Origin of the sequence: Stenotrophomonas sp. 22692 (assembly GCF_052045015.1) — a bacterium.
Classification (GTDB): Bacteria; Pseudomonadota; Gammaproteobacteria; order Xanthomonadales; family Xanthomonadaceae; genus Stenotrophomonas; species Stenotrophomonas geniculata.
In genome coordinates this window covers 1-19,377 of the sequence record NZ_JBQEMR010000039.1, presented here as the reverse complement: position 1 = coordinate 19,377, position 19,377 = coordinate 1, and the positions used below count along the sequence as shown (strand labels likewise).

The window sequence follows — 19,377 nt, the reverse complement described above, 5'->3', positions numbered from 1 at the left end:
TGCCGGAGGCCGGCGGCGCGCCCAGAGCATCAGCTGCCGGGTGGCCGGGGTCGCAGTGCCGGAAGTCATCGCGACCTCCGGTTCGTTCAGTTTTGGTTATTCAGCCGTCCCGGCCCCTCGCGGCGCATAGGCACGCAGGAAGAAGTCGATGCTGGCGGTCACATGGGCAAGAGGGTCGCACTCCACCGGTGACAGTGGCATGCCGCACATCATATGCATGTGCACTTCGCCCTTGACCAGGGTCAGGAACTGCTCGCCAGCCAGCGAATAGTCGGTGATGTCCAGTTCGCCGCGCTCGGCGCGTGCCCGCAGGAAGTCAGCCAGGGCCTCGCAGGTGCGCTCCGGGCCTGCCTTCCAGAACAGCTCGCGCAGGCGTTCATCGGTCTCCGGCGCCATCATCATGCGCTGGATCGAGATTGCCGCATCGGAGGTGATCAGCTCGAAGAAGGCCAGGCCGATGCCGATCAACTGGTCGCGCAGCGGGCCGTCCGCGTCGGCCACGAACAGGGCATCGGGCAGCATTTCAATGCACTTGGACTGCACGGCCTCGGAAAACAGGGTTTCCTTGTCGCCGAAGTGGCTGTACACGGTCAGCTTCGAGACGCCGGCCTGGGCGGCAATGGCGTCCATGCTCACGCCGGTATAGCCCTGTTCGATGAACAGTACCTTGGCTGCTTCAAGGATCGCCGCGCGCTTGCCCAGATCCTTGGGGCGCCCGGGTCCGGCGGCCTTGGCAGCAGGCTTGGCCGACGGCTTGCGGGAAGTGGAAGAACTCATCGCAACAATACTAGACCAAGCGGTTCGATATTTATACTATACCGGCCGGTTTATTAAATTGGGCCGGCAGTCGCGGCTCCCCCTTGTTGCAACCCTGCGTTTTCAGGACGTTGACCGATGAAGATCGTGCGCTGGATGGGCGGTATGGTGTGGGTGGCTGCGCTGGCAGCCTGTTCGGGACAGGAACAGGCGCCGCAGGCGGCCGTGCCGGTACTGGTGGTTCACCCCGGCGAACAGGCCGGACAGGCCCCGGCGGCGTTCCCGGGCACGGTGCGTGCCCGCCAGGAAAGCCCGCTGTCGTTCCGCGTCGGCGGCAACCTGGTCAAGCGCCATGTCGATGCCGGGCAGCGGGTAAAGAAGGGCGACGTGCTGGCCGAGCTGGATGCAGCCGACTTCGCATTGCAGGCCCGCGCTTCGCAGGCGCAGCTGGCCGCAGCTGAAGCCGACCTGGTGCGTGCCCGCGACGACCTCAAGCGCTACCAGGTGCTGGCTGACCAGCAACTGGTCAGCCGTTCGCAGCTGGACCAGCAGTCAGCCGCCTTCAAAGCGGCGCAGGGCCAGGCCAACGCCGCCCGCGCCAACCTCGATGTGCTGCGCAACCAGGCCGACTACGCGCAGCTGCGCGCACCGGCTGACGGCGTGATCGCCAGCCGCGAGGCCGAGGCTGGGCAGGTGGTGTCCGCCGGACAGACCATCTTCAACCTGGCCGCCGACGGTGGCCGCGAAGTGCTGATCGACCTGCCCGAAGCCACCATCCGCGACTACGCGGTCGGCCAGCCGGTCGAGGTGGAGTTGTGGAACCGCCCGGGGCAGCGCCTGCCGGGCACGATCCGCGAGATTGCTGCCGCCGCCGATCCGCAGGCGCGCACCTACGCGACGCGGGTCAGCCTGGCCGCCGATGCGCTGGCCGATGTCGAGCTGGGCCAGAGCGCACGCGTCTACAGCAGCGCCGGCCGCCACGGCACCCTGCAGCTGCCGCTCGGCGCGCTGCAGCGCGGTGCCAACGGTGCCGCCAGCGTGTGGGTGGTCGATCCGGCCAACAGTACGCTGAAGGCTGCGTCGGTCACCACCGGTGCCTATGGCAGCGAATCGGTGCCGGTGCTGTCGGGCGTCGGTGCCGGTGACTGGGTGGTCGCCGCCGGTGGCCACCTGCTGCGCGCCGGCCAGCCGGTGATTGCGGTGGACCGGCAGAACCGCCCGGTGCTGAAGCCGGCCGCGCCGGCGGCTGCCGCCAAGGCCAAGGAGTAAGCCGGTGCGCCGCTTCAATCTTTCCGAGTGGGCGCTGTCCAACCGCCCGCTGGTGCTGTTCGCGATGCTGGCCTTCGCGCTGATCGGCGCGTGGTCGTACAAGCATCTGGGCCAGTCCGAGGATCCGCCGTTCACCTTCAAGGCGATGGTGGTGCGCACGCTGTGGCCGGGCGCCACCGCCGAGCAGGTCTCGCGGCAGGTGACCGAGCCGATCGAGAAGGCGTTGATGAACACCGGCGAGTACGAGTTCATCCGCTCGTACTCGCGCCCGGGCGAATCGCAGGTCATCTTCATGGCCCGCGACAGCCTGCGTTCCAGGCAGATTCCGGACCTCTGGTACCAGGTGCGCAAGCGCGTGGGTGACATCCGCCCGACGCTGCCGCGCGAGATCGTCGGCCCGTTCTTCAACGATGAGTTCGGCGATACCTACGGCAACATCTATGCGTTGACCGGCAAGGGCTTCGACTATGCGGTGATGCGTGATTACGCCGACCGCATCCAGCTGGAACTGCAGCGCGTGCCCGACGTCGGCAAGATCGACCTGGTCGGCCTGCAGGACGAGAAGGTGTGGATCGAGCTGTCCAACACCCGTCTGGCGACGCTGGGCGTGTCGATGCAGCAGGTACAGCAGGCGCTGGCCGACCAGAATGCGGTGACCGGCACCAGCTTCTTCGAGACCGCCACCGATCGCGTGCAGCTGCGCGTGACCGGCCAGTTCAACGACATCGAAGCGATCCGCCAGTTCCCGATCCGCGCCGGTGACCGCACCGTGCACCTGGGCGACATCGCCGAGGTCAAGCGTGGCTTCGCCGATCCCGCGTCGCCGAAGATGCGCTTCATGGGTGAAGAGGCGATTGGGCTGGCGGTGGCGATGAAGGATGGCGGTGACATCCTCAAGCTCGGCGCCAACCTCGATGCCGAGTTCGAACGCCTGCAGAAGACCCTGCCGGCCGGTATGCAGCTGCGCAAAGTGTCCGACCAGCCGCAGTCGGTGGAAGAGTCGGTCGGCGAGTTCGTGCAGGTACTGACCGAGGCGGTGGTGATCGTGCTGCTGGTCAGCTTCTTCTCGCTGGGCCTGCGCACCGGTCTGGTGGTGGGCGTGACCATCCCGCTGGTGCTGGCGATGACGTTCTTCGTCATGCACTACTTCGACATCGGCCTGCACAAGATCTCGCTGGGCGCACTGGTGCTGGCGCTGGGCCTGCTGGTGGACGATGCGATCATCGCGGTGGAGATGATGGCCACCAAGATGGAACAGGGTTACGACCGCCTGCGCGCGGCCAGTTTTGCCTGGGAATCAACTGCGTTCCCGATGCTGACCGGTACGCTGATCACGGCGGCCGGCTTCCTGCCGATCGCTACCGCGGCATCGAGCACCGGTGAGTACACCCGCTCGCTGTTCCAGGTGGTGACCATCGCGCTGGTGGTGTCGTGGATCGCGGCGGTGCTGTTCATCCCGTACCTGGGCGACAAGATGCTGCCGGACCTGTTCAATCCGCAGCCGCCGAAGCCGGGCAGCCTGTCCGCGCGCTGGCATGCCAAGCGCCAGCAGTGGGCCGACCGCTACCCGGCGCTGGCCAACCTGATCGCGCCGCCGCAGCACGGGCATGACCATGATCCGTACCAGCGCCCGTTCTACCGTAGTTTCCGTCGCTTCCTCGATGGCTGCCTGCGTCACCGCTGGTGGGTGATCGCCGCGACCATCGCGCTGTTCGTGTTCTCGCTGATGATGTTCCGCTTCGTGCCGCAGCAGTTCTTCCCGGATTCGACCCGGCCGGAATTGATGGTGGACATCGAGCTGGCCGAGGGCGCGTCGCTGCGCTCGACCCAGGCCCAGGCCGAGAAGCTGGAGAAGCTGCTGTCCAGCCGCGAGGGCATTGCCAACTACGTCTCCTACGTGGGCACCGGTTCGCCGCGCTTCTACCTGCCGCTGGACCAGCAGCTGCCGGCCACCAACTTCGCCCAGTTCGTGGTGCTGGCCAAGGACATCAAATCGCGCGAAAGCACCCGCGACTGGCTGCTGCACGAAGTGATTCCGAAGTTCCCGGACGTGCAGATGCGCGTGACCCGCCTGGAGAACGGCCCGCCGGTCGGCTATCCGGTGCAGATGCGTATTTCCGGCGAGCACATCGAGAAGGTGCAGGCGATCGCGCGCCAGGTCGAAGCCAAGGTGCGTGAGAACCCGCACGTGATGAACGTGAACCTGGACTGGAGCGAGCCGAGCAAGGTAGTGCGGCTGGTGATCGACCAGGAGCGCGCCCGCGCGCTGGGCGTGAGCAGTGCCCAGGTCAGCCAGTTCCTGTCCAGTTCGCTGGCTGGGCAGTCGGTGAGCGTGTACCGCGAAGGCAACCGCCAGATCGAGATGCTGCTGCGTGGCCCGGCTGATGAGCGCAACCAGCTGGAGCTGCTGTCCAGCCTGTCGATGCCGACCGCCAACGGCGGCAGCATCACGCTGTCGCAGGTGGCGACGATGGAGTATGGCTTTGAGGACGGCATCATCTGGCACCGCAACCGGTTGCCGACGGTGACCGTGCGTGCCGACATCAGCGACGGCATGCAGCCGCTGGACGTGGTGCACCAGATCCTGCCGACGCTGGACGGGATCCGCGCTGAACTGCCCAGTGGCTACCTGCTGGAGACCGGCGGTACGGTGGAGGATTCGGCCCGTGGCCAGAACTCGATCAAGGCCGGCATGCCGCTGTTCCTGGTGGTGGTGGCCACGCTGCTGATGCTGCAGCTGCGCAGCTTCTCGCGTGCGGCGATGGTGCTGGTAACCGCGCCGCTGGGCATCATCGGTGCGACGTTGTTCCTGCTGCTGTTCCGCGCGCCGTTCGGCTTCGTGGCGCTGCTGGGCACGATTGCACTGGCGGGCATGATCATGCGCAACTCGGTGATCCTGATCGACCAGATCCAGCAGGATATCGATGCCGGGCATGATCGCTGGCATTCGATCATCGATGCCACGGTGCGCCGTTTCCGCCCGATCGTGCTGACCGCGCTGGCGGCGGTGCTGGCGATGATTCCGCTGTCGCGCAGTGCGTTCTATGGCTCGATGGCGATTTCGATCATGGGTGGCCTGATCGTGGGTACGGTGCTGACCTTGGTGTTCCTGCCGGCGCTGTACGCGGCGTGGTTCCGGGTGAAGCCGGACGAATCCGGGGCATAACGCCCCGGGTTCTACGGCCACCGCCTCTGGTAGGTGCCAACCTTGGTTGGCACGGATGCATGCATCCACGCATGGCGTGGAGCTACTGCAGCTGCAGGCCGCTCCGCAGCACCGGCAGCAGCCATTCGATGAACACCTGCACGCGCAGCGCACGGTGGTGCCGATGCGGTTGCAACAGAGTCACCGGCAACGGCTGCGCCACATACTGCGGCATCACTTCCACCAGTTCGCCGGATTGCAGTTCCGCCTGCACGTCGTAGCGCGGAATCTGCAGCAAGCCCAGTCCGGCTACGCAGCACGCGATCGACGCCTCGGCGCTGTTCACCCGCACCCAGCCGGGCATCGGCAGCGTGCGCAGCTGGCCGCCGTCCTGCCACTCCCACGGTTCCACCCGTGCCGTGGTCGGCGACGCATAGTTCACTGCGCGGTGCTGCTGCAGGTCGGCAGGATGCTGCGGTACACCGTGTTCGCGCAGGTAGGCCGGCGCCGCAACGTTGACGAAATCCAGCTGCCCCAGCGTGCGCGCCACCAGGCTGGAGTCACCCAGCTGGCCGACCCGCAGCACCGCATCGCAGCCGTCTTCGATCAGGTTCACCGCGCGGTCGGTCATGCCCAGGTCGACTTCCACCTGCGGATACTGCGCGAAGAACCCTGGCAGCGCCGGAGCGATGATGCGACGGCCGATGCGACTGGGTACGTCGATCTTCAGCAAACCGACCGGTTGCGCGTCGTCTTGCCGGAACAGCGATTCAGCGTCTTCGACTTCGGCGATCAGGCGCAGGCAGCGGGCATGGAACACGTCGCCATCATGGGTGGTGGACACCCGGCGGGTCGAGCGCTGCAGCAGGCGGGTGCCGAGCCGCTGCTCCAGCTCCGCAATGGCTGCCGAGACGGTGGAGCGGGGTAGGCCGAGCTGGTCGGCGGCGCGGGTGAAGCTGGCGCACTCCACCACCCGGGTGAAGATGCGGAAGCGATCGATCCGGTCCATTGTTCGCTGGCTCTGGAAAGTTAAGTCAATGTGGCGGGCTTTATCCGCATTTTCTGCACGATATCGTCGTCAGGGCAGGGTTGCCACCCCGGGCAGCCTCCTCCCCGAGACCGAAGCCATGACCGACCATTCCCTCAAGGGCAAGACCGTGCTGATCGCTGGTGGCGCCAAGAACCTGGGCGGCCTGATCGCCCGCGACTTCGCTGCACAGGGCGCCAAAGCCATCGTCATCCACTACAACAGCGCCGCCACCCAGGCCGATGCAGAGGCGACCGTCGCCGCCGTGCAGGCCGCCGGCAGCAAGGCGGTGGCCCTGCAGGGGGACCTGACCTCGGCGGCAGCGATGGAGCGCTTGTTCGCCGATGCCGTGGCCGCAGTCGGCCGTCCCGACATCGCCATCAATACGGTCGGCAAGGTATTGAAGAAACCGCTGCTGGACATCAGCGAAGCGGAGTACGACGAGATGAGCGCGGTCAACGCCAAGGCGGCGTTCTTCTTCCTCAAGGAAGCCGGCCGCCACGTCAACGACGGTGGTCGCATCTGCACCCTGGTCACCTCATTGCTGGGTGCCTACACGCCGTTCTATTCCAGCTACGCCGGTACCAAGGCGCCAGTCGAGCACTTCACCCGCGCGGCGTCGAAGGAGTTCGGTGAGCGCGGCATTTCGGTGACCGCGATCGGCCCTGGTCCGATGGACACGCCGTTCTTCTACCCGGCCGAGAGCGCCGATGCGCAGGCGTATCACAAGACCGCGGCGGCGCTGTCGGCGTTCACCCGCACCGGCCTGACCGATATCACCGATATCGTGCCGTGGATCCGCTTCCTGGTCACCGATGGCTGGTGGATGACCGGGCAGACGATTCTGGTCAATGGTGGGTACACCACCAAGTAAAGCAGCCACGCATGGCGTGGCTGCCTGCTACCTGTAGCGTCGAGCCATGCTCGACTGCTGTTGAATGAGCCGAGCATGGCTCGGCTCTACAGGTGTTTCCCGATGGGTCAGCGCAGCTTGGCCAGCACCGCATCGGTCGCAGCGGCGGTGCTGACCGCCTGGCCCTTGGCCGCGAGGTCGGCGGTGAACACCCCATCATCCAGCACCGCATGCACGGCCGCTTCCACCGCGGCCGCTTCGGCTTCCAACCCCAGCGAATGGCGCAGCAGCATCGCCGCGCTGAAGATCGTTGCGTACGGGTTGGCGATGCCCTTGCCGGCGATGTCCGGTGCCGAACCATGGATCGGTTCGTAGATACCGACCGCACCCGGCTCGCCCAGCGAGGCCGACGGCAGCAGGCCCAGCGAACCGGCCAGCATCGAGGCTTCGTCGGTGAGGATGTCGCCGAACATGTTCTCGGTCACGATCACGTCGTACTCGCGCGGCTTGGCCAGCAGGTGCATGGCCATCGAATCGACCAGCTGGTGCTCCAGCGCAACGTCCGGGAACTCCTCGCGGCCGATGCGCGCGGCCACGTCACGCCACAGGCGCGAGGTTTCCAGCACATTGGCCTTGTCCACCGAGGTGACCTTGCCGCGACGCTGCTGCGCCAGGCGGAAGGCACTGCGCAGCACGCGTTCGATCTCGGCCACGGTGTAGCGGCACAGGTCGCTGGCGCCGTCGGCGTCGCGGGTCTTGTCGCCGAAGTAGATGCCACCGGTCAGCTCGCGCACCACCACGAAGTCCACGCCCTGCAGCAGCTCGGCCTTGATCGGCGAGGCATGCAGCGCGGCTTCATGGGTGCGCACCGGGCGCAGGTTGGCATACAGGCCCAGCGCCTTGCGGATTGCCAGCAGGCCCTGTTCCGGGCGCACCTTGGCGTTCGGGTCGGACCACTTCGGGCCGCCGACGGCGCCCAGCAGTACCGCATTGGCGGCCTGGCAGGCGGCCAGGGTCGACGCCGGCAGCGGCTCGCCATGGCGGTCGATGGCGATGCCACCGATATCGTGCTCGCTGAAAGTGAAGGTGTGGTTGAAGCGTCCGGCGACGGACTTCAGTACAGCAACCGCGGCGGCGGCCACTTCCGGGCCGATGCCATCACCGGGCAGGACAACAATTTCAGCGTGCATGCTCACTCTCGTAACGTTCGATTTCAGGGACACGGCCCAACAGATACCCCAACTGGTCGACACCTTCCAGCAGGCAGGTCTGCGAGAAGCCATCCAGCGGGAAGGAATAGACGCGGCCATCCGGAGTGCGCAGTTCGCGCGCAGCCACGTCGATGGTCAGCGCGTCGTCCGGGCGCTGCATCAGCGCCTGTACGTCGTCCTCGTCCAGCACGATCGGCAGCAGGCCGTTCTTCAGCGAGTTTCCGCGGAAGATATCTGCGATCTCGCTGCTGACGATGGCACGCAGGCCCAGGTCGGTCAGTGCCCACGGCGCATGCTCGCGCGAGGAACCGCAGCCGAAGTTGCGGCCCGCCAGCAGGATGCTGCGGCCGGCGTTGTGCGGCTGGTTGAAGGCGAAGTCAGCCACCGGCGAACCGTCGGCCTGCCAGCGCCAGTCATTGAAGGCGTTGCGGCCCAGGCCGGCACGCTCGGTGGTGGACAGGAACCGTGCCGGGATGATCTGGTCGGTGTCAATGTTGGTCTGGCGCAGCACCACGCTGGCCGAGGTCAGGGTACGGAAACCGGCCATCACGCCACCTCCTGTGCGAACAGTTCGCGGGTATCGGCCACGTGCCCGTTGACCGCGGCCCACGCCGCGCTCATCGGCGAAGCCAGCAGGGTGCGCGAACCGGGGCCCTGGCGGCCTTCGAAATTGCGGTTGCTGGTGCTCACGGCCAGCTGGCCGGGCGCGACCAGATCGCCGTTCATGGCGATGCACATCGAACAGCCCGGCTCGCGCCACTCGGCCCCGGCAGCGCGCACGATCTCGTGGATGCCCTCGGCCTCGGCCTCGCGCTTGACGATCTCCGAACCTGGCACCACCAGCATGCGCACCCGCTCAGCGACACGGCGGCCGCGCAGCACCTGCGCGACCTCGCGCATGTCACTCAGGCGGCCGTTGGTGCACGAACCGACGAACACCACGTCCACCGGCGTGCCGGCCAGTGCCTTGCCGGCCTGGAAGTGCATGTAGTCCAGGCCTTTCTGTGCGGCGGCATCGTTGGCGGCGGGAATCGGCGCATCCACCGCGATGGCCGTGCCCGGATGCGTGCCCCAGGTCAGGGTCGGGCGGATGTCGGTGGCGTCGATGCGTACTTCGCTGTCGAAGCGCGCGCCGTCATCACTGCGCAGCTGCTGCCAGCGCGCCACCGCAGCCTCGAAATCGGCGCCCTTTGGGCCGCGCGGGGTGTTGGCGACGAAGTCGAAGGTGACCTGGTCGGGCGCGACCATGCCGGCGCGTGCACCGGCCTCGATCGACATGTTGCACAGGGTCATGCGCTGTTCCATGTCCATCGCTTCGATGGTGCTGCCACGGAACTCGATGACGTGGCCGGTGCCGCCGTTGACGCCGATCACGCCGATGATGTGCAGCACCACGTCCTTGGCGCCGACGCCGGGCGCCAGCGGGCCATCGACGGTGATCGCAAAGGTCTTCGCCTTGCGCTGAAGCAGGCACTGCGTGGCCAGCACATGGCCGACTTCGCTGGTGCCGATGCCGAACGCCAGCGAACCGAAGGCCCCGTGGGTGGATGTGTGGCTGTCGCCGCAGACGATGGTCATGCCCGGCTGGGTGAAGCCCTGTTCCGGCGCGATCACGTGGACGATGCCGCGATTGTCCGAGGCCATGTCGAACAGCTCGATGCCGTGCTCGGCGCAGTTGCGCGCCAGCGTGGCGACCTGTGCCTCGGAGGCGGCGCTGGCATAGGGCAGCGTGCCGTCAGCGGCGGCCGGCAGCGTCGGTGTGGAGTGATCCATCGTCGCCTTGGTGCGGTCCGGGCGGCGCGGCGACAAGCCGCGCTCGCGCAGCTCGGTGAACGCCTGCGGCGAGGTCACCTCGTGGATCAGGTGCAGGTCGATGTACAGCACGGCGGGCGCGCTGTCGGATTCGGGAACCACCACGTGGGCGTCCCACAGTTTGTCGTACAGGGTGCGGGGTGCGGAAGTCATGCGTATGCCTGGCAGAAGTACGAAATAGCGAACATCAGTAAAGAAAGCGGAACGGTCAAGTCAGCGACGGCGGGCGAGCACGCGCAGCCGCACATAGTCCGCCAGCGGCTGGCCGGCGGCGTTGCGCGGCAGCTCGGCCAGCAGCGCGCTCGCGGCCTCGCGCACCGTAGCGCGTGCCTCGGCTGGCAGGTCGTCCAGCAGCGGCGCGGCGAACACGCGCAGCCAGCCGGCCACGCCGGTCGGCAATGCCGTTGGGCGCGGCGTGCACTCGATCAGTTGCACCTGGAAGCCATGCTGGCGCAGGCGGTCGGCGTAGGCATCGGCCGTCGGGAAATACCACTGGAAGGTGCTGGCGCCATGGCCGTGGGCCACGCGCGCGGCCTGTACCGCCGCGATGATCGTGGCCACGTTGCCATGGCCACCGAATTCGGCGACAAAGCGGCCGCCGGGGCGCAGGGCGCGGCGCACGCCTTCCAGCACGCGGTCGGGAGTGCCCATCCAATGCAGTGCCGCGTTGCTGAACACTGCATCGAACTCGCTGTCGAACGACAGTGCGTGGCCGTCCATCACCTGGGCATCGACACCGCGCGCGCGGGCGGCGATCACCAGTTCCGGCGAGGCATCCACGCCGTGGATGCGCGCACCGCTCAGCGCCAGTTCGGTGCTGAGCACACCATCGCCACAGCCCAGGTCGAGGATGCGTTCACCCGCGCGCGGGTCGAGCAGGCGCGATACCGCGCCGCCGAGCAGGGGCACGAAGCCGGCATCGATCGCATAGTCCTGGGCATTCCACTGCTGGCCAGCGGCGCTGGCCGGGGTGGGGGTGTCGAAGGCGCTCATGGCGGGTTCCTCAGGCGGTGGCGGGGGTGGGAACGTCGGTGCTGCTGTGGGCGGCGGCCTGGCGCTGGCGCAGCAGGCGATTGGCAACATCCAGCCAGGCCAGCGCGGAGGCTTCGATGATGTCCTTGCTGGTGCCGGTGCCGTCGTACTCCACGCCCTCGTGGCGCACGCTCAGGTTGGCTTCGCCACGCGCATCGGCGCCGATGCCGACGCTGTGCACGTGGTAGCTGTCCAGCATCAGCTGCACGCCGGTGGCGGCCGACAGCGCGCCGAACAGCGCATCGACCGGGCCGTCGCCCTGTGCGGTTTCGGCCACGCGGTTGCCGTCCGGGTCGGACAGTTCGACCAGCGCGTTGGCGCGGCTGCCCACATCGCTGATGGTCATCGAGGCCAAGCGGTAGCCCTGTGCATTGGAGCCGCCCTGCATCAGCGTCTGCAGGTCGGCATCGGTGACCACGCGCTGCTGCTCGCACAGGCCCTTGAACTGCTCGAACACCAGCTTCAGTTCGTCTTCGTCCAGCCAGAAACCCAGCGCGCGCAGGCGCGCTTCGACGGCGGCGCGACCGCTGTGGCGGCCCAGCACCATCTGCGAATCCTCCCAGCCCACGTCTTCCGGACGCATGATTTCGTAGGTGCCGCGATGGCGCAGCATGCCGTGCTGGTGGATGCCCGATTCGTGGGCAAAGGCATTGGCACCGACGATGGCCTTGTTGCGCTGTACCGGCATGCCGACCAGGCGCTGCAGCAGCTGCGAGGTGCCGACGATGCGCGGGGTGTTGATCGAACTGTCCTGCTCGTAGAAGGCCTGGCGCACCTTCAGCACCATCGCGATTTCTTCCAGCGAACAGTTGCCGGCGCGCTCGCCGATGCCGTTGACGGTGCACTCGACCTGGCGCGCGCCGCCTTCGATGGCGGCCAGCGAGTTGGCCACGGCCAGGCCCAGATCGTTGTGGCAGTGCGCGCTGAAGATCACGTTGGCCGCGTTCGGTACATCGGCGACGCCGGCGATGACCTGCTGGAACATCGCGCGGATTTCTTCCGGCGTGGTGAAGCCGACGGTGTCCGGCAGGTTGATGGTGGTGGCGCCGGCGGCAATGGCCACGCGCGAGACTTCGATCAGGTAATCCAGCTCGGTGCGGGTGGCATCCTCGGCCGAGAATTCGACATCGTCGATGTAGGAACGCGCCAGCGCAACGTGCTTGCGTACCGACTCCAGTACCTGCTCGCGGGTCATGCGCAGCTTGTGTTCGCGGTGCAGCGGGCTGGTCGACAGGAACACGTGCAGGCGCGGGTTGGCCGCGGCTTCCAGTGCACGTGCCGAGGTCTCGATATCGGCCTGCAGGCAGCGCGACAGCACCGCCAGGCTCAGGCTCGGTCGGCGCAGTTCGCGGCCGATCAGTGCCATCGCCTCGCGGTCGGACTGCGAGCTGGCCGGGAAGCCGGTTTCGATGATGTCCACACCCAGTTCGTCCAGCGCACGCGCCATCACCAGCTTCTGCGGCGGGCTCATGCTGCAGCCGGGGGACTGCTCGCCGTCACGCAGGGTGGTGTCGAAGATGCGGATGCGCGGGGTGGTAATTCGTTCGATGGTGGTCACAGGGAAATCTCCTCGACAGCGGGTGCGACGGCTTGCAGGGGGGAAGGGGAAGAGGTGGGGGAAGCGGTGGCGCTGGCCTTGCCGGGCGAGCGCGGTGTTTCGCTGCGCCGTCGCCGCGGTTTGCGTGGCGGGCGCGGACGGATGTCGGTGAGCAGGCCGGCCAGGACACCGGCATCGATGTTCCCGCCGGACACCACCGCGCACTTGCGGCGGCCGGCAACGCGGCGGCCGGCGGCCAGCGCCAGCGCGCCGGCGCCCTCGGCGATGATGTGTTCTTCCAGCGCCAGCCGCACCAGGGTTTCGCGCAGCTCGGCTTCGCGCACGATCACCACGTCGTCCAGCAGCGATGTGCACAGGCGGCGGGTCAGGAAGCCGGGGATCTTCACCCGCACGCCATCGGCCAGCGAGGCGACGGGGGCGATCTCACGGACATCGCCACGGATCGCGCGCGCCATCGAGTCAACGCCTTCCACCTGTGCACCAACCACGCGCACGCCCTGTGATTTCAGCGCCAGGGCCACGCCGGAGGCCAGTCCACCGCCGCCGATCGGCACGATCACCACGTCAGGGGCATGCGCGGCCAGTTCGATGCCGACCGTGCCCTGGCCGGCGATCACGTCGGCATCGTCGAACGCGGACAGGAAGCGGTAGCCGTGGCGCCGCGCCAGTTCGACCGCGAAGGCGTAGGCCTCGTCGTAGCTGTTGCCGTGCTGGCGCACGGTGGCGCCCCAATGGGCGACGCCGGCGATCTTGGTCGCCGGCGCGCCATGCGGCATCACCGTGATGGCCGGTACGTCCAGACGGTAGGCGGCCCAGGCCACGCCCTGGGCGTGGTTGCCGGCCGAGGCGCAGATCACCGGACGGGTGTCGCCGCGTTCGCGGCCGGCCAGCAGCGCATTCAAGGCGCCGCGCACCTTGTAGGAACCGGTGCGCTGCAGGTTCTCCAGCTTCAGCCAGGTGCCGAAGCGCTCGGCATGGTGCAGCGGGGTGGGCGGCAGGAAGCGGCGCAGGCGGGCCTGCGCTGCCAGAACGTCGGCAACGCTTACGTCGCCGACATCGCTTTCCTGGCTGGCATCAGCGGCCGGCATGGGCCACCAGCGCGGTGCCGAAGACCGCCGCGTGCGGGCACGGGCGACGAAGAAGACGCCTCCGTACCGGCACCGTGGTCGCTACGGTACGGGTGTTCATGGCGATACTCCTTCCACGGCGGTGACCTGTACGGACACGCAGTCGTAGATCTTCTCGATCTGCCGGCACAGCGTTTCCGCCGGGCGCTGGCCATCCACCACCAGCTGCAGGTGCCAGCGGCCATCGTCGGCGGCCACCGGCGCACCGCTGATCGCACGCGGCGCGAAGCCGCGACGCTCGGCCATGCCGATCACGCGCAGCAGCGCGCCTTCGGCCGGGTGCAGCACCAGGTCAAGCCGGTATTGCATTGGGGGTCTCCTGGCGGGCATGGGCGGGGTTGCTTTCCAGCATCGTGCTGTTGGCGGTGTTCGGCGGCACCAGCGGCCACACGTTGGCGCGTGCATCGATGGCCACGTGCAGCAGTGCCGGGCCCGGTTCGGCCAGCAGCGCGGCCAGGCCGCCTTCCACGTCGTCGCGGTTGTCGACGCGGGTGGCGGCGATGCCGAACACCTGCGCCAATGCCACGAAGTCCGGGTTGTCGGACAGGTCGATCTCGCTGTAACGCTCGGCGAAGAACAGCTCCTGCCACTGCCGCACCATGCCCAGCGAACTGTTGTCCAGCAGCACGATCTTCACCGGCAGGCGGCAGCGGGCGATGGTCGCCAGCTCCTGCACGTTCATCATGAAGCTGCCATCGCCGGACACCAGCACCACGGTGCGGTCGGGGCAGGCGAACTGCGCGCCCATCGCCGCCGGCAGGCCGAAGCCCATGGTGCCCAGCGCGCCGCTGGTCAGGTGGTTGCGCGGGTGGTTGAAGCGGCAGTGCTGGGCCACCCACATCTGGTGCTGGCCGACATCGCAGGCGATCACCGCATCGGCCGGGGCCAGCTCGCTCAGGCGCTTCAGCAACGCCGGCGCGTAGATGTGCTGGCCGGGTGCATCGTAGCGGGCGGCGAAGCGATCGCGGTGCTGCGCGCAACGCTTGCGCCATGCATCCTGGTGGGCCCTGGGGGAGGGGAAGGCCGCACGCAGGGCACGGATGGCATGGCCGACATTGCCAGGCACGGCGACGTCGGCGCTGCGCAGCTTGGAGATCTCGTAAGCATCCGCATCGATGTGGACGACGCGGGCGAATGGCGCGAACTCGGCCAGCTTGCCGGTGGCGCGGTCATCGAAGCGCGCCCCCAGCACCAGCAGCAGGTCGCTTTCCTGCACGGCCATGTTGGCCGCGCGGGTGCCATGCATGCCCAGCATGCCCAGCGACTGCGGATGGCTGGCCGGCAGCGCACCCAGGCCACGCAGGGTCATCACCGTGGGGATGGCGCTGGCCTCGACGAAGTCGCGCAGGTCCTGCACCGCATCACCCAGCGCGATGCCGCCACCGGCGTAGACCACCGGCTTCTCGGCCGCCGCCAGTGCGGCGATCGCCTCGGCGATGGCGGCCTCGGCCGGCGCCGGCGGCGGTTCAACGCTGCTCGGCACATGCACCGGCAGGTGGCTGGCATCGGCCAGCTGCACATCCTTGGGCAGGTCGATCAGCACCGGGCCGGGACGGCCCTCGCGGGCGATGCGGAAGGCGTCGGCCACCACGCGCGGCAGATCATCGACGCTGCGCACCAGCCAGCTGTGCTTGACGATCGGCATCGTCAGCCCGAACACATCCAGTTCCTGGAAGGCATCGGTGCCCAGCAGCGGGGTGCCGACCTGACCGGTGATGCAGACCATCGGCACCGAATCCAGCATCGCGTCGGCAATGCCGGTGACCAGGTTCGAGGCGCCGGGGCCGGAGGTGGCCACGCAGACGCCCACCTGGTTGCTGGCGCGGGCGAAACCGTTGGCGGCCAGCGCCGCGCCCTGCTCATGGCGTACCAGGATGTGCTTCAGCGACGAATCCACCAGCGCGTCGTAGAACGGCATGATGGTGCCGCCGGGATAGCCGAACAGCGTACGGACACCCTCGGCCTCCAGCGCCTGGGTCAGCCAGCGCGCGCCGTTGGGCGGCGCGCTGCGGTGTGTGGGAGAGTTCATGGGGGACCTTGCAGAGCGGGTGGGGGTGCCGCGTTGTTACGCGGCTTGACCTTGCAACCAGACCATCTTGGCGCGCAGTTCCTTGCCTACCTTCTCGATCGGGTGTTCCAGGTCGGCCTGCTTGAACTTGTTGTAGTTCGGCAGGCCCGCTTCGTACTCGGCCACCCAGTTCTTGGTGAAGGTGCCGTCCTGGATGTCCTTCAGCACTTCCTTCATGCGTGCCTTGGTGCCGGCATCGATCACGCGCGGGCCGCTGACGTAGTCGCCGTACTGCGCGGTCTCGGAGATGAATTCCAGCATGCGCGAGATGCCACCTTCGTAGAACAGGTCCACGATCAGCTTCAGTTCGTGCAGTACTTCGTAATAGGCGATCTCCGGCTGGTAGCCGGCTTCGACCAAGGTCTCGAAACCGGCCTGCACCAGCGCCGAGGCGCCGCCACACAGCACCGCCTGCTCACCGAACAGATCGGTCTCGGTTTCTTCCTTGAAAGTGGTCTGGATCAGGTTGGCGCGGGCGCCGCCGAGGCCGGCTGCATAGGCCAGGGCGTACTCAGCCGCCTTGCCGCTCTTGTCCTGGTAGACCGCCCAGATGCACGGCACGCCACGGCCGATTTCATACTCGCGGCGGACCAGCGCGCCCGGGCCCTTCGGTGCGACCAGTACCACGTCGAGATCGTCACGCGGCTTGATCATGTCGAAATGAACGTTCAGGCCGTGCGCGAACAACAGCACCGCACCCTGCTTCATGTTCGGCGCCAGCACGTCGTCGTACAGCTTCTTCTGCACCATGTCCGGGGTCAGCACGGCGACCAGGTCGGCATCCTTCACCGCATCGGCCGGTGCTTTCACGGTGAAGCCATCGGCCTGTGCCTTGACCTCGGTCGGGCCGCCCGGACGCAGGCCTACCACCACGTCGAAGCCGGATTCGCGCAGGTTCAGTGCGTGGGCGCGGCCCTGGCTGCCGTAGCCGATGACGGCGATCTTGGTCTGGGGCAGGTCGTTGGTGCTCATGGGGGAGGTTCCTTGCGGTGGGAAGAAAAAAGAACGGCCGGTCGTCGAGGTGACGTACCGGCCGGTCAGGGGAAAGCGGTGGAGGAGGCGCCATGCGTCGCACAGGCACAGCCACCACGAGGCGTCGTGGCGGTGCTGGTCCAGGTTTTGAAGTTGGCGTTGTTCATGGTGGTTGCGTCTGAAACCAGGTCCTGAAATGAAAAAACCCGCACCTTGGCGGGTGCGGGTTTTGATGAGTTCCGGTGTGTTTGTTGCTTACACGCTGGCTCGTCCCGCACCTGTTGGTTGGGTAATAAGTACGAGCACAAGAATCGAACGCAGCGAAGCGGCGCCGGTGTCGGCGGCTTCGATGTGGGTTCGCGGTGGTGTGTTGTGATGCAACATGTGATCGAGAGAAACACAGCCATTTCGGCGCTGTCAACCCTCGCGACGGATTTTCTATCGGTTTCTGGCGCATCCAGCGCAATCGCTTGCGGCACAAGGATGGTTGCCGCTGAAAGTGTTTCGATGAACCCGAATTCACTCCTTTCAGAGCGGTTTCTGCGCGGAATCCGGGCTGTTTTCGCCTTGGTGGGTGCGGACCTGGGTCCGCACCCACCGAAAGACCATCGCCCATGACCTCTGCCCGATACCGGGTGAAGGCCGCAGCGGCGAAGATCGGAGCACCACCCTTCCATCGGAACCCGACCGTGTCCCGACGCCTTGCCCGTTCCCTGCTCGCTACCGCCGTGCTCGCCGCCATGCCTGCACTGTCCTTCGCCGCCGACCGCATTACCGGCCAGACCTTCGCCACCCGTTCGGAGGTGATCGCCCCGCATGCGATGGCCGCCACGTCGCAGCCGCTGGCCACCCAGATCGCGCTGGACGTGATGAAGGGCGGCGGTTCGGCAGTGGACGCTGCGATTGCCGCCAACGCCGCGCTCGGCCTGATGGAGCCCACCGGCAACGGCATCGGCGGCGACCTGTTCGCCATCGTCTGGGACCCGAAGACGCAGAAGCTCTATGGCTACAACGGCTCGGGCCGCTCGCCGAAATCGCTCACCCTGGCCGAGTTCCAGCGCCGTGGCCTGAAGGACATTCCGGCCACCGGCCCGCTGCCGGTGTCGGTGCCCGGCGCGGTCGATGGCTGGTTCGCGCTGCACGAACGCTTCGGCCGCAAGCCGATGGCCGACAACCTCGCGCCGGCCATCCGCTATGCCCGCGAAGGGCACCCGGTGGCCGAAGTGATCGCGTACTACTGGGACCGCTCGGTGCCTAAGTTGTCGCAGTACCCGGGCTTCAAGGAGCAGTTCACGATCAACGGCCATGCCCCGCGCAAGGGCGAGATGTGGAAGAACCCGAACCTGGCCAGCACCCTGCAGAAGATCGCCGACGGCGGCCGCGACGCCTTCTACAAAGGTGACATCGCCCGCACGATCGGTGATTATTTCAAGGCCAACGGTGGCTACCTGAGTTACCAGGATATGGCCGACCACCATGGTGAATGGGTCGAGCCGGTCAGCAGCAACTACCGTGGCTACGACGTGTGGGAACTGCCGCCGAACAGCCAGGGCATCGCTGCGCTGCAGATACTCAACGTGCTGGAAGGCTACGATTTCTCGAAGATCCCGTTTGGTTCACCGGAGCATGTGCACCTGTTCGTTGAAGCGAAGAAGCTGGCCTTCGCCGACCGTGCACGCTTCTACGCCGACATGGCATTCCAGCCGGCACCGGTGCAGAAGCTGATCTCCAAGGAGTACGCCGCGCAGCGCCGCGCGCTGATCTCGATGGACAAGGCGTTGAAGGAAGTGCAGCCGGGCACGCCGAAGCAGCTTGAGGAGGGCGACACGATCTACATGACCGTGGCCGATGCCGACGGCATGATGGTGTCGCTGATCCAGTCCAACTACCGCGGCATGGGCAGTGGCATGGCGCCGCCGGGGCTGGGCTTCATCCTGCAGGACCGTGGCGAGATGTTCGTGTTGCAGAAGAATCATCCCAACGGTTATGCGCCGGGCAAGCGCCCGTTCCAGACCATCATTCCGGCCTTCATCACCAAGGGTGGCAAGCCGTACGCCAGCTTCGGCGTGATGGGCGGCGCGATGCAGCCGCAGGGCCACGCGCAGATCGTGATGAACCTGGTGGACTTCGGGATGAACCTGCAGGAAGCCGGTGACGCACCGCGCATCCAGCACGACGGTTCCACTGAGCCGACCGGTCAGGCGACGGCGATGACCGACGGCGGCGAAGTGAATCTGGAAACCGGCTTCCCGTATGAAACGGTGCGCGCGCTGATGCGCAAGGGGCATCGCATCGTGTTCGCCGACGGCCCGTATGGTGGGTATCAGGCGATCATGCGTGATCCCGAGACCGGGGTCTATTACGGCGCGTCGGAGAGTCGCAAGGATGGGCAGGCGGCGGGGTATTGAGGTTTCCCGGCCACCGGGCTGAGCCCCCTCTGCGGTGATGGCAGTGATACGGGGCTTGGCCAGGCGGGTGGATTGTCTGGGGGCCGCTGCAAGTACGTCCATGTAAGCTCGGTCGCCGCATCCATGCGGCTCACGCCCC

The 19,377-nt window shown here is 67.1% G+C and carries 15 protein-coding genes; 4 read left to right on the top strand and 11 right to left on the bottom strand.

Annotated elements, in window-relative coordinates; translation table 11 throughout:
- Nucleotides 1–96 precede the first annotated feature (96 nt).
- Nucleotides 97–777, bottom strand: a complete 681-nt coding sequence (locus tag ACTJJM_RS18180; RefSeq protein ID WP_019338820.1) for a TetR/AcrR family transcriptional regulator — start codon at nucleotides 775–777, stop codon at nucleotides 97–99.
- A 117-nt stretch (nucleotides 778–894) separates the two neighbouring features.
- Between ACTJJM_RS18180 and ACTJJM_RS18175 the strand changes: the two genes are divergently transcribed.
- Both ACTJJM_RS18175 and ACTJJM_RS18170 read left to right on the top strand, forming a co-directional pair.
- A complete protein-coding gene (locus ACTJJM_RS18175; RefSeq protein WP_049480584.1) occupies nucleotides 895–2,025 on the top strand; it encodes an efflux RND transporter periplasmic adaptor subunit in 1,131 nt (376 codons plus the stop codon).
- Nucleotides 2,026–2,029: 4 nt separating this feature from the next.
- A complete protein-coding gene (locus ACTJJM_RS18170; RefSeq protein ID WP_010480783.1) occupies nucleotides 2,030–5,191 on the top strand; it encodes an efflux RND transporter permease subunit in 3,162 nt (1,053 codons plus the stop codon).
- Between the two features lie 82 nt (nucleotides 5,192–5,273).
- Here the strand turns inward: ACTJJM_RS18170 and ACTJJM_RS18165 are convergent, their stop codons facing one another.
- Nucleotides 5,274–6,179 (bottom strand): LysR family transcriptional regulator, encoded by a 906-nt coding sequence (locus ACTJJM_RS18165; protein ID WP_043400179.1) that lies wholly within the window; start codon nucleotides 6,177–6,179, stop codon nucleotides 5,274–5,276.
- 118 nt (nucleotides 6,180–6,297) lie between these two features.
- Between ACTJJM_RS18165 and ACTJJM_RS18160 the strand changes: the two genes are divergently transcribed.
- Nucleotides 6,298–7,071: an SDR family oxidoreductase gene (locus tag ACTJJM_RS18160; RefSeq protein ID WP_043400182.1), complete on the top strand. Its 774-nt coding sequence runs from the start codon at nucleotides 6,298–6,300 to the stop codon at nucleotides 7,069–7,071.
- A gap of 107 nt (nucleotides 7,072–7,178) precedes the next feature.
- Here ACTJJM_RS18160 and leuB read toward each other — a convergent pair whose 3' ends face one another.
- The 9 genes from leuB to ilvC all read right to left on the bottom strand — a co-directional run bounded on the left by leuB (nucleotide 7,179) and on the right by ilvC (nucleotide 16,830).
- Nucleotides 7,179–8,240: a 3-isopropylmalate dehydrogenase gene (gene leuB / locus ACTJJM_RS18155; RefSeq protein ID WP_440865869.1), complete on the bottom strand. Its 1,062-nt coding sequence runs from the start codon at nucleotides 8,238–8,240 to the stop codon at nucleotides 7,179–7,181.
- The gene (gene leuD / locus ACTJJM_RS18150) at nucleotides 8,230–8,808 is read right to left on the bottom strand and encodes a 3-isopropylmalate dehydratase small subunit (protein ID WP_331601250.1); all 579 of its coding nucleotides are present in this window, start codon (nucleotides 8,806–8,808) and stop codon (nucleotides 8,230–8,232) included. The genes leuB and leuD overlap by 11 nt, the downstream gene beginning before the upstream one ends.
- Complete coding sequence (gene leuC, locus ACTJJM_RS18145; protein ID WP_021202143.1) at nucleotides 8,808–10,226, bottom strand: 3-isopropylmalate dehydratase large subunit; 1,419 nt, start codon at nucleotides 10,224–10,226, stop codon at nucleotides 8,808–8,810. The genes leuD and leuC overlap by 1 nt, the downstream gene beginning before the upstream one ends.
- Nucleotides 10,227–10,286: 60 nt before the next feature.
- Nucleotides 10,287–11,066, bottom strand: a complete 780-nt coding sequence (locus tag ACTJJM_RS18140) for a class I SAM-dependent methyltransferase (protein ID WP_440865868.1) — start codon at nucleotides 11,064–11,066, stop codon at nucleotides 10,287–10,289.
- A gap of 10 nt (nucleotides 11,067–11,076) precedes the next feature.
- Nucleotides 11,077–12,663, bottom strand: a complete 1,587-nt coding sequence (locus ACTJJM_RS18135) for a 2-isopropylmalate synthase (protein ID WP_248853942.1) — start codon at nucleotides 12,661–12,663, stop codon at nucleotides 11,077–11,079.
- Nucleotides 12,660–13,751, bottom strand: a complete 1,092-nt coding sequence (locus tag ACTJJM_RS18130) for a threonine dehydratase (RefSeq protein ID WP_010480771.1) — start codon at nucleotides 13,749–13,751, stop codon at nucleotides 12,660–12,662. The genes ACTJJM_RS18135 and ACTJJM_RS18130 overlap by 4 nt, the downstream gene beginning before the upstream one ends.
- A 96-nt stretch (nucleotides 13,752–13,847) precedes the next feature.
- On the bottom strand, nucleotides 13,848–14,099 hold the full coding sequence (locus tag ACTJJM_RS18125; protein ID WP_005410947.1) for an ACT domain-containing protein: 252 nt from the start codon (nucleotides 14,097–14,099) through the stop codon (nucleotides 13,848–13,850).
- A complete protein-coding gene (gene ilvG / locus ACTJJM_RS18120) occupies nucleotides 14,083–15,819 on the bottom strand; it encodes an acetolactate synthase 2 catalytic subunit (protein ID WP_071305828.1) in 1,737 nt (578 codons plus the stop codon). Before ilvG ends, ACTJJM_RS18125 begins: the two co-directional genes overlap by 17 nt.
- Nucleotides 15,820–15,855: 36 nt before the next feature.
- The gene (ilvC, locus tag ACTJJM_RS18115; protein WP_010480761.1) at nucleotides 15,856–16,830 is read right to left on the bottom strand and encodes a ketol-acid reductoisomerase; all 975 of its coding nucleotides are present in this window, start codon (nucleotides 16,828–16,830) and stop codon (nucleotides 15,856–15,858) included.
- Between the two features lie 614 nt (nucleotides 16,831–17,444).
- On the opposite strand from ilvC, the gene ggt reads away from it, so the two are divergent.
- Entirely contained in the window at nucleotides 17,445–19,238 is a 1,794-nt protein-coding gene (ggt, locus tag ACTJJM_RS18110) for a gamma-glutamyltransferase (protein WP_049453628.1), read from the top strand.
- Nucleotides 19,239–19,377 lie beyond the last annotated feature (139 nt).

Bases quoted from the DNA above. Each gene is read 5' to 3' on its own strand.
- ACTJJM_RS18180 (WP_019338820.1), bottom strand. From the start codon at position 777: ATGAGTTCTTCCACTTCCCGCAAGCCGTCGGCCAAGCCTGCTGCCAAG.
- ACTJJM_RS18175 (WP_049480584.1), top strand. From the start codon at position 895: ATGAAGATCGTGCGCTGGATGGGCGGTATGGTGTGGGTGGCTGCGCTG.
- ACTJJM_RS18165 (WP_043400179.1), bottom strand. From the start codon at position 6,179: ATGGACCGGATCGATCGCTTCCGCATCTTCACCCGGGTGGTGGAGTGC.
- ACTJJM_RS18160 (WP_043400182.1), top strand. From the start codon at position 6,298: ATGACCGACCATTCCCTCAAGGGCAAGACCGTGCTGATCGCTGGTGGC.
- leuB (WP_440865869.1), bottom strand. From the start codon at position 8,240: ATGCACGCTGAAATTGTTGTCCTGCCCGGTGATGGCATCGGCCCGGAA.
- leuD (WP_331601250.1), bottom strand. From the start codon at position 8,808: ATGGCCGGTTTCCGTACCCTGACCTCGGCCAGCGTGGTGCTGCGCCAG.
- leuC (WP_021202143.1), bottom strand. From the start codon at position 10,226: ATGACTTCCGCACCCCGCACCCTGTACGACAAACTGTGGGACGCCCAC.
- ACTJJM_RS18140 (WP_440865868.1), bottom strand. From the start codon at position 11,066: ATGAGCGCCTTCGACACCCCCACCCCGGCCAGCGCCGCTGGCCAGCAG.
- ACTJJM_RS18130 (WP_010480771.1), bottom strand. From the start codon at position 13,751: ATGCCGGCCGCTGATGCCAGCCAGGAAAGCGATGTCGGCGACGTAAGC.
- ACTJJM_RS18125 (WP_005410947.1), bottom strand. From the start codon at position 14,099: ATGCAATACCGGCTTGACCTGGTGCTGCACCCGGCCGAAGGCGCGCTG.
- ilvG (WP_071305828.1), bottom strand. From the start codon at position 15,819: ATGAACTCTCCCACACACCGCAGCGCGCCGCCCAACGGCGCGCGCTGG.
- ilvC (WP_010480761.1), bottom strand. From the start codon at position 16,830: ATGAGCACCAACGACCTGCCCCAGACCAAGATCGCCGTCATCGGCTAC.
- ggt (WP_049453628.1), top strand. From the start codon at position 17,445: ATGACCTCTGCCCGATACCGGGTGAAGGCCGCAGCGGCGAAGATCGGA.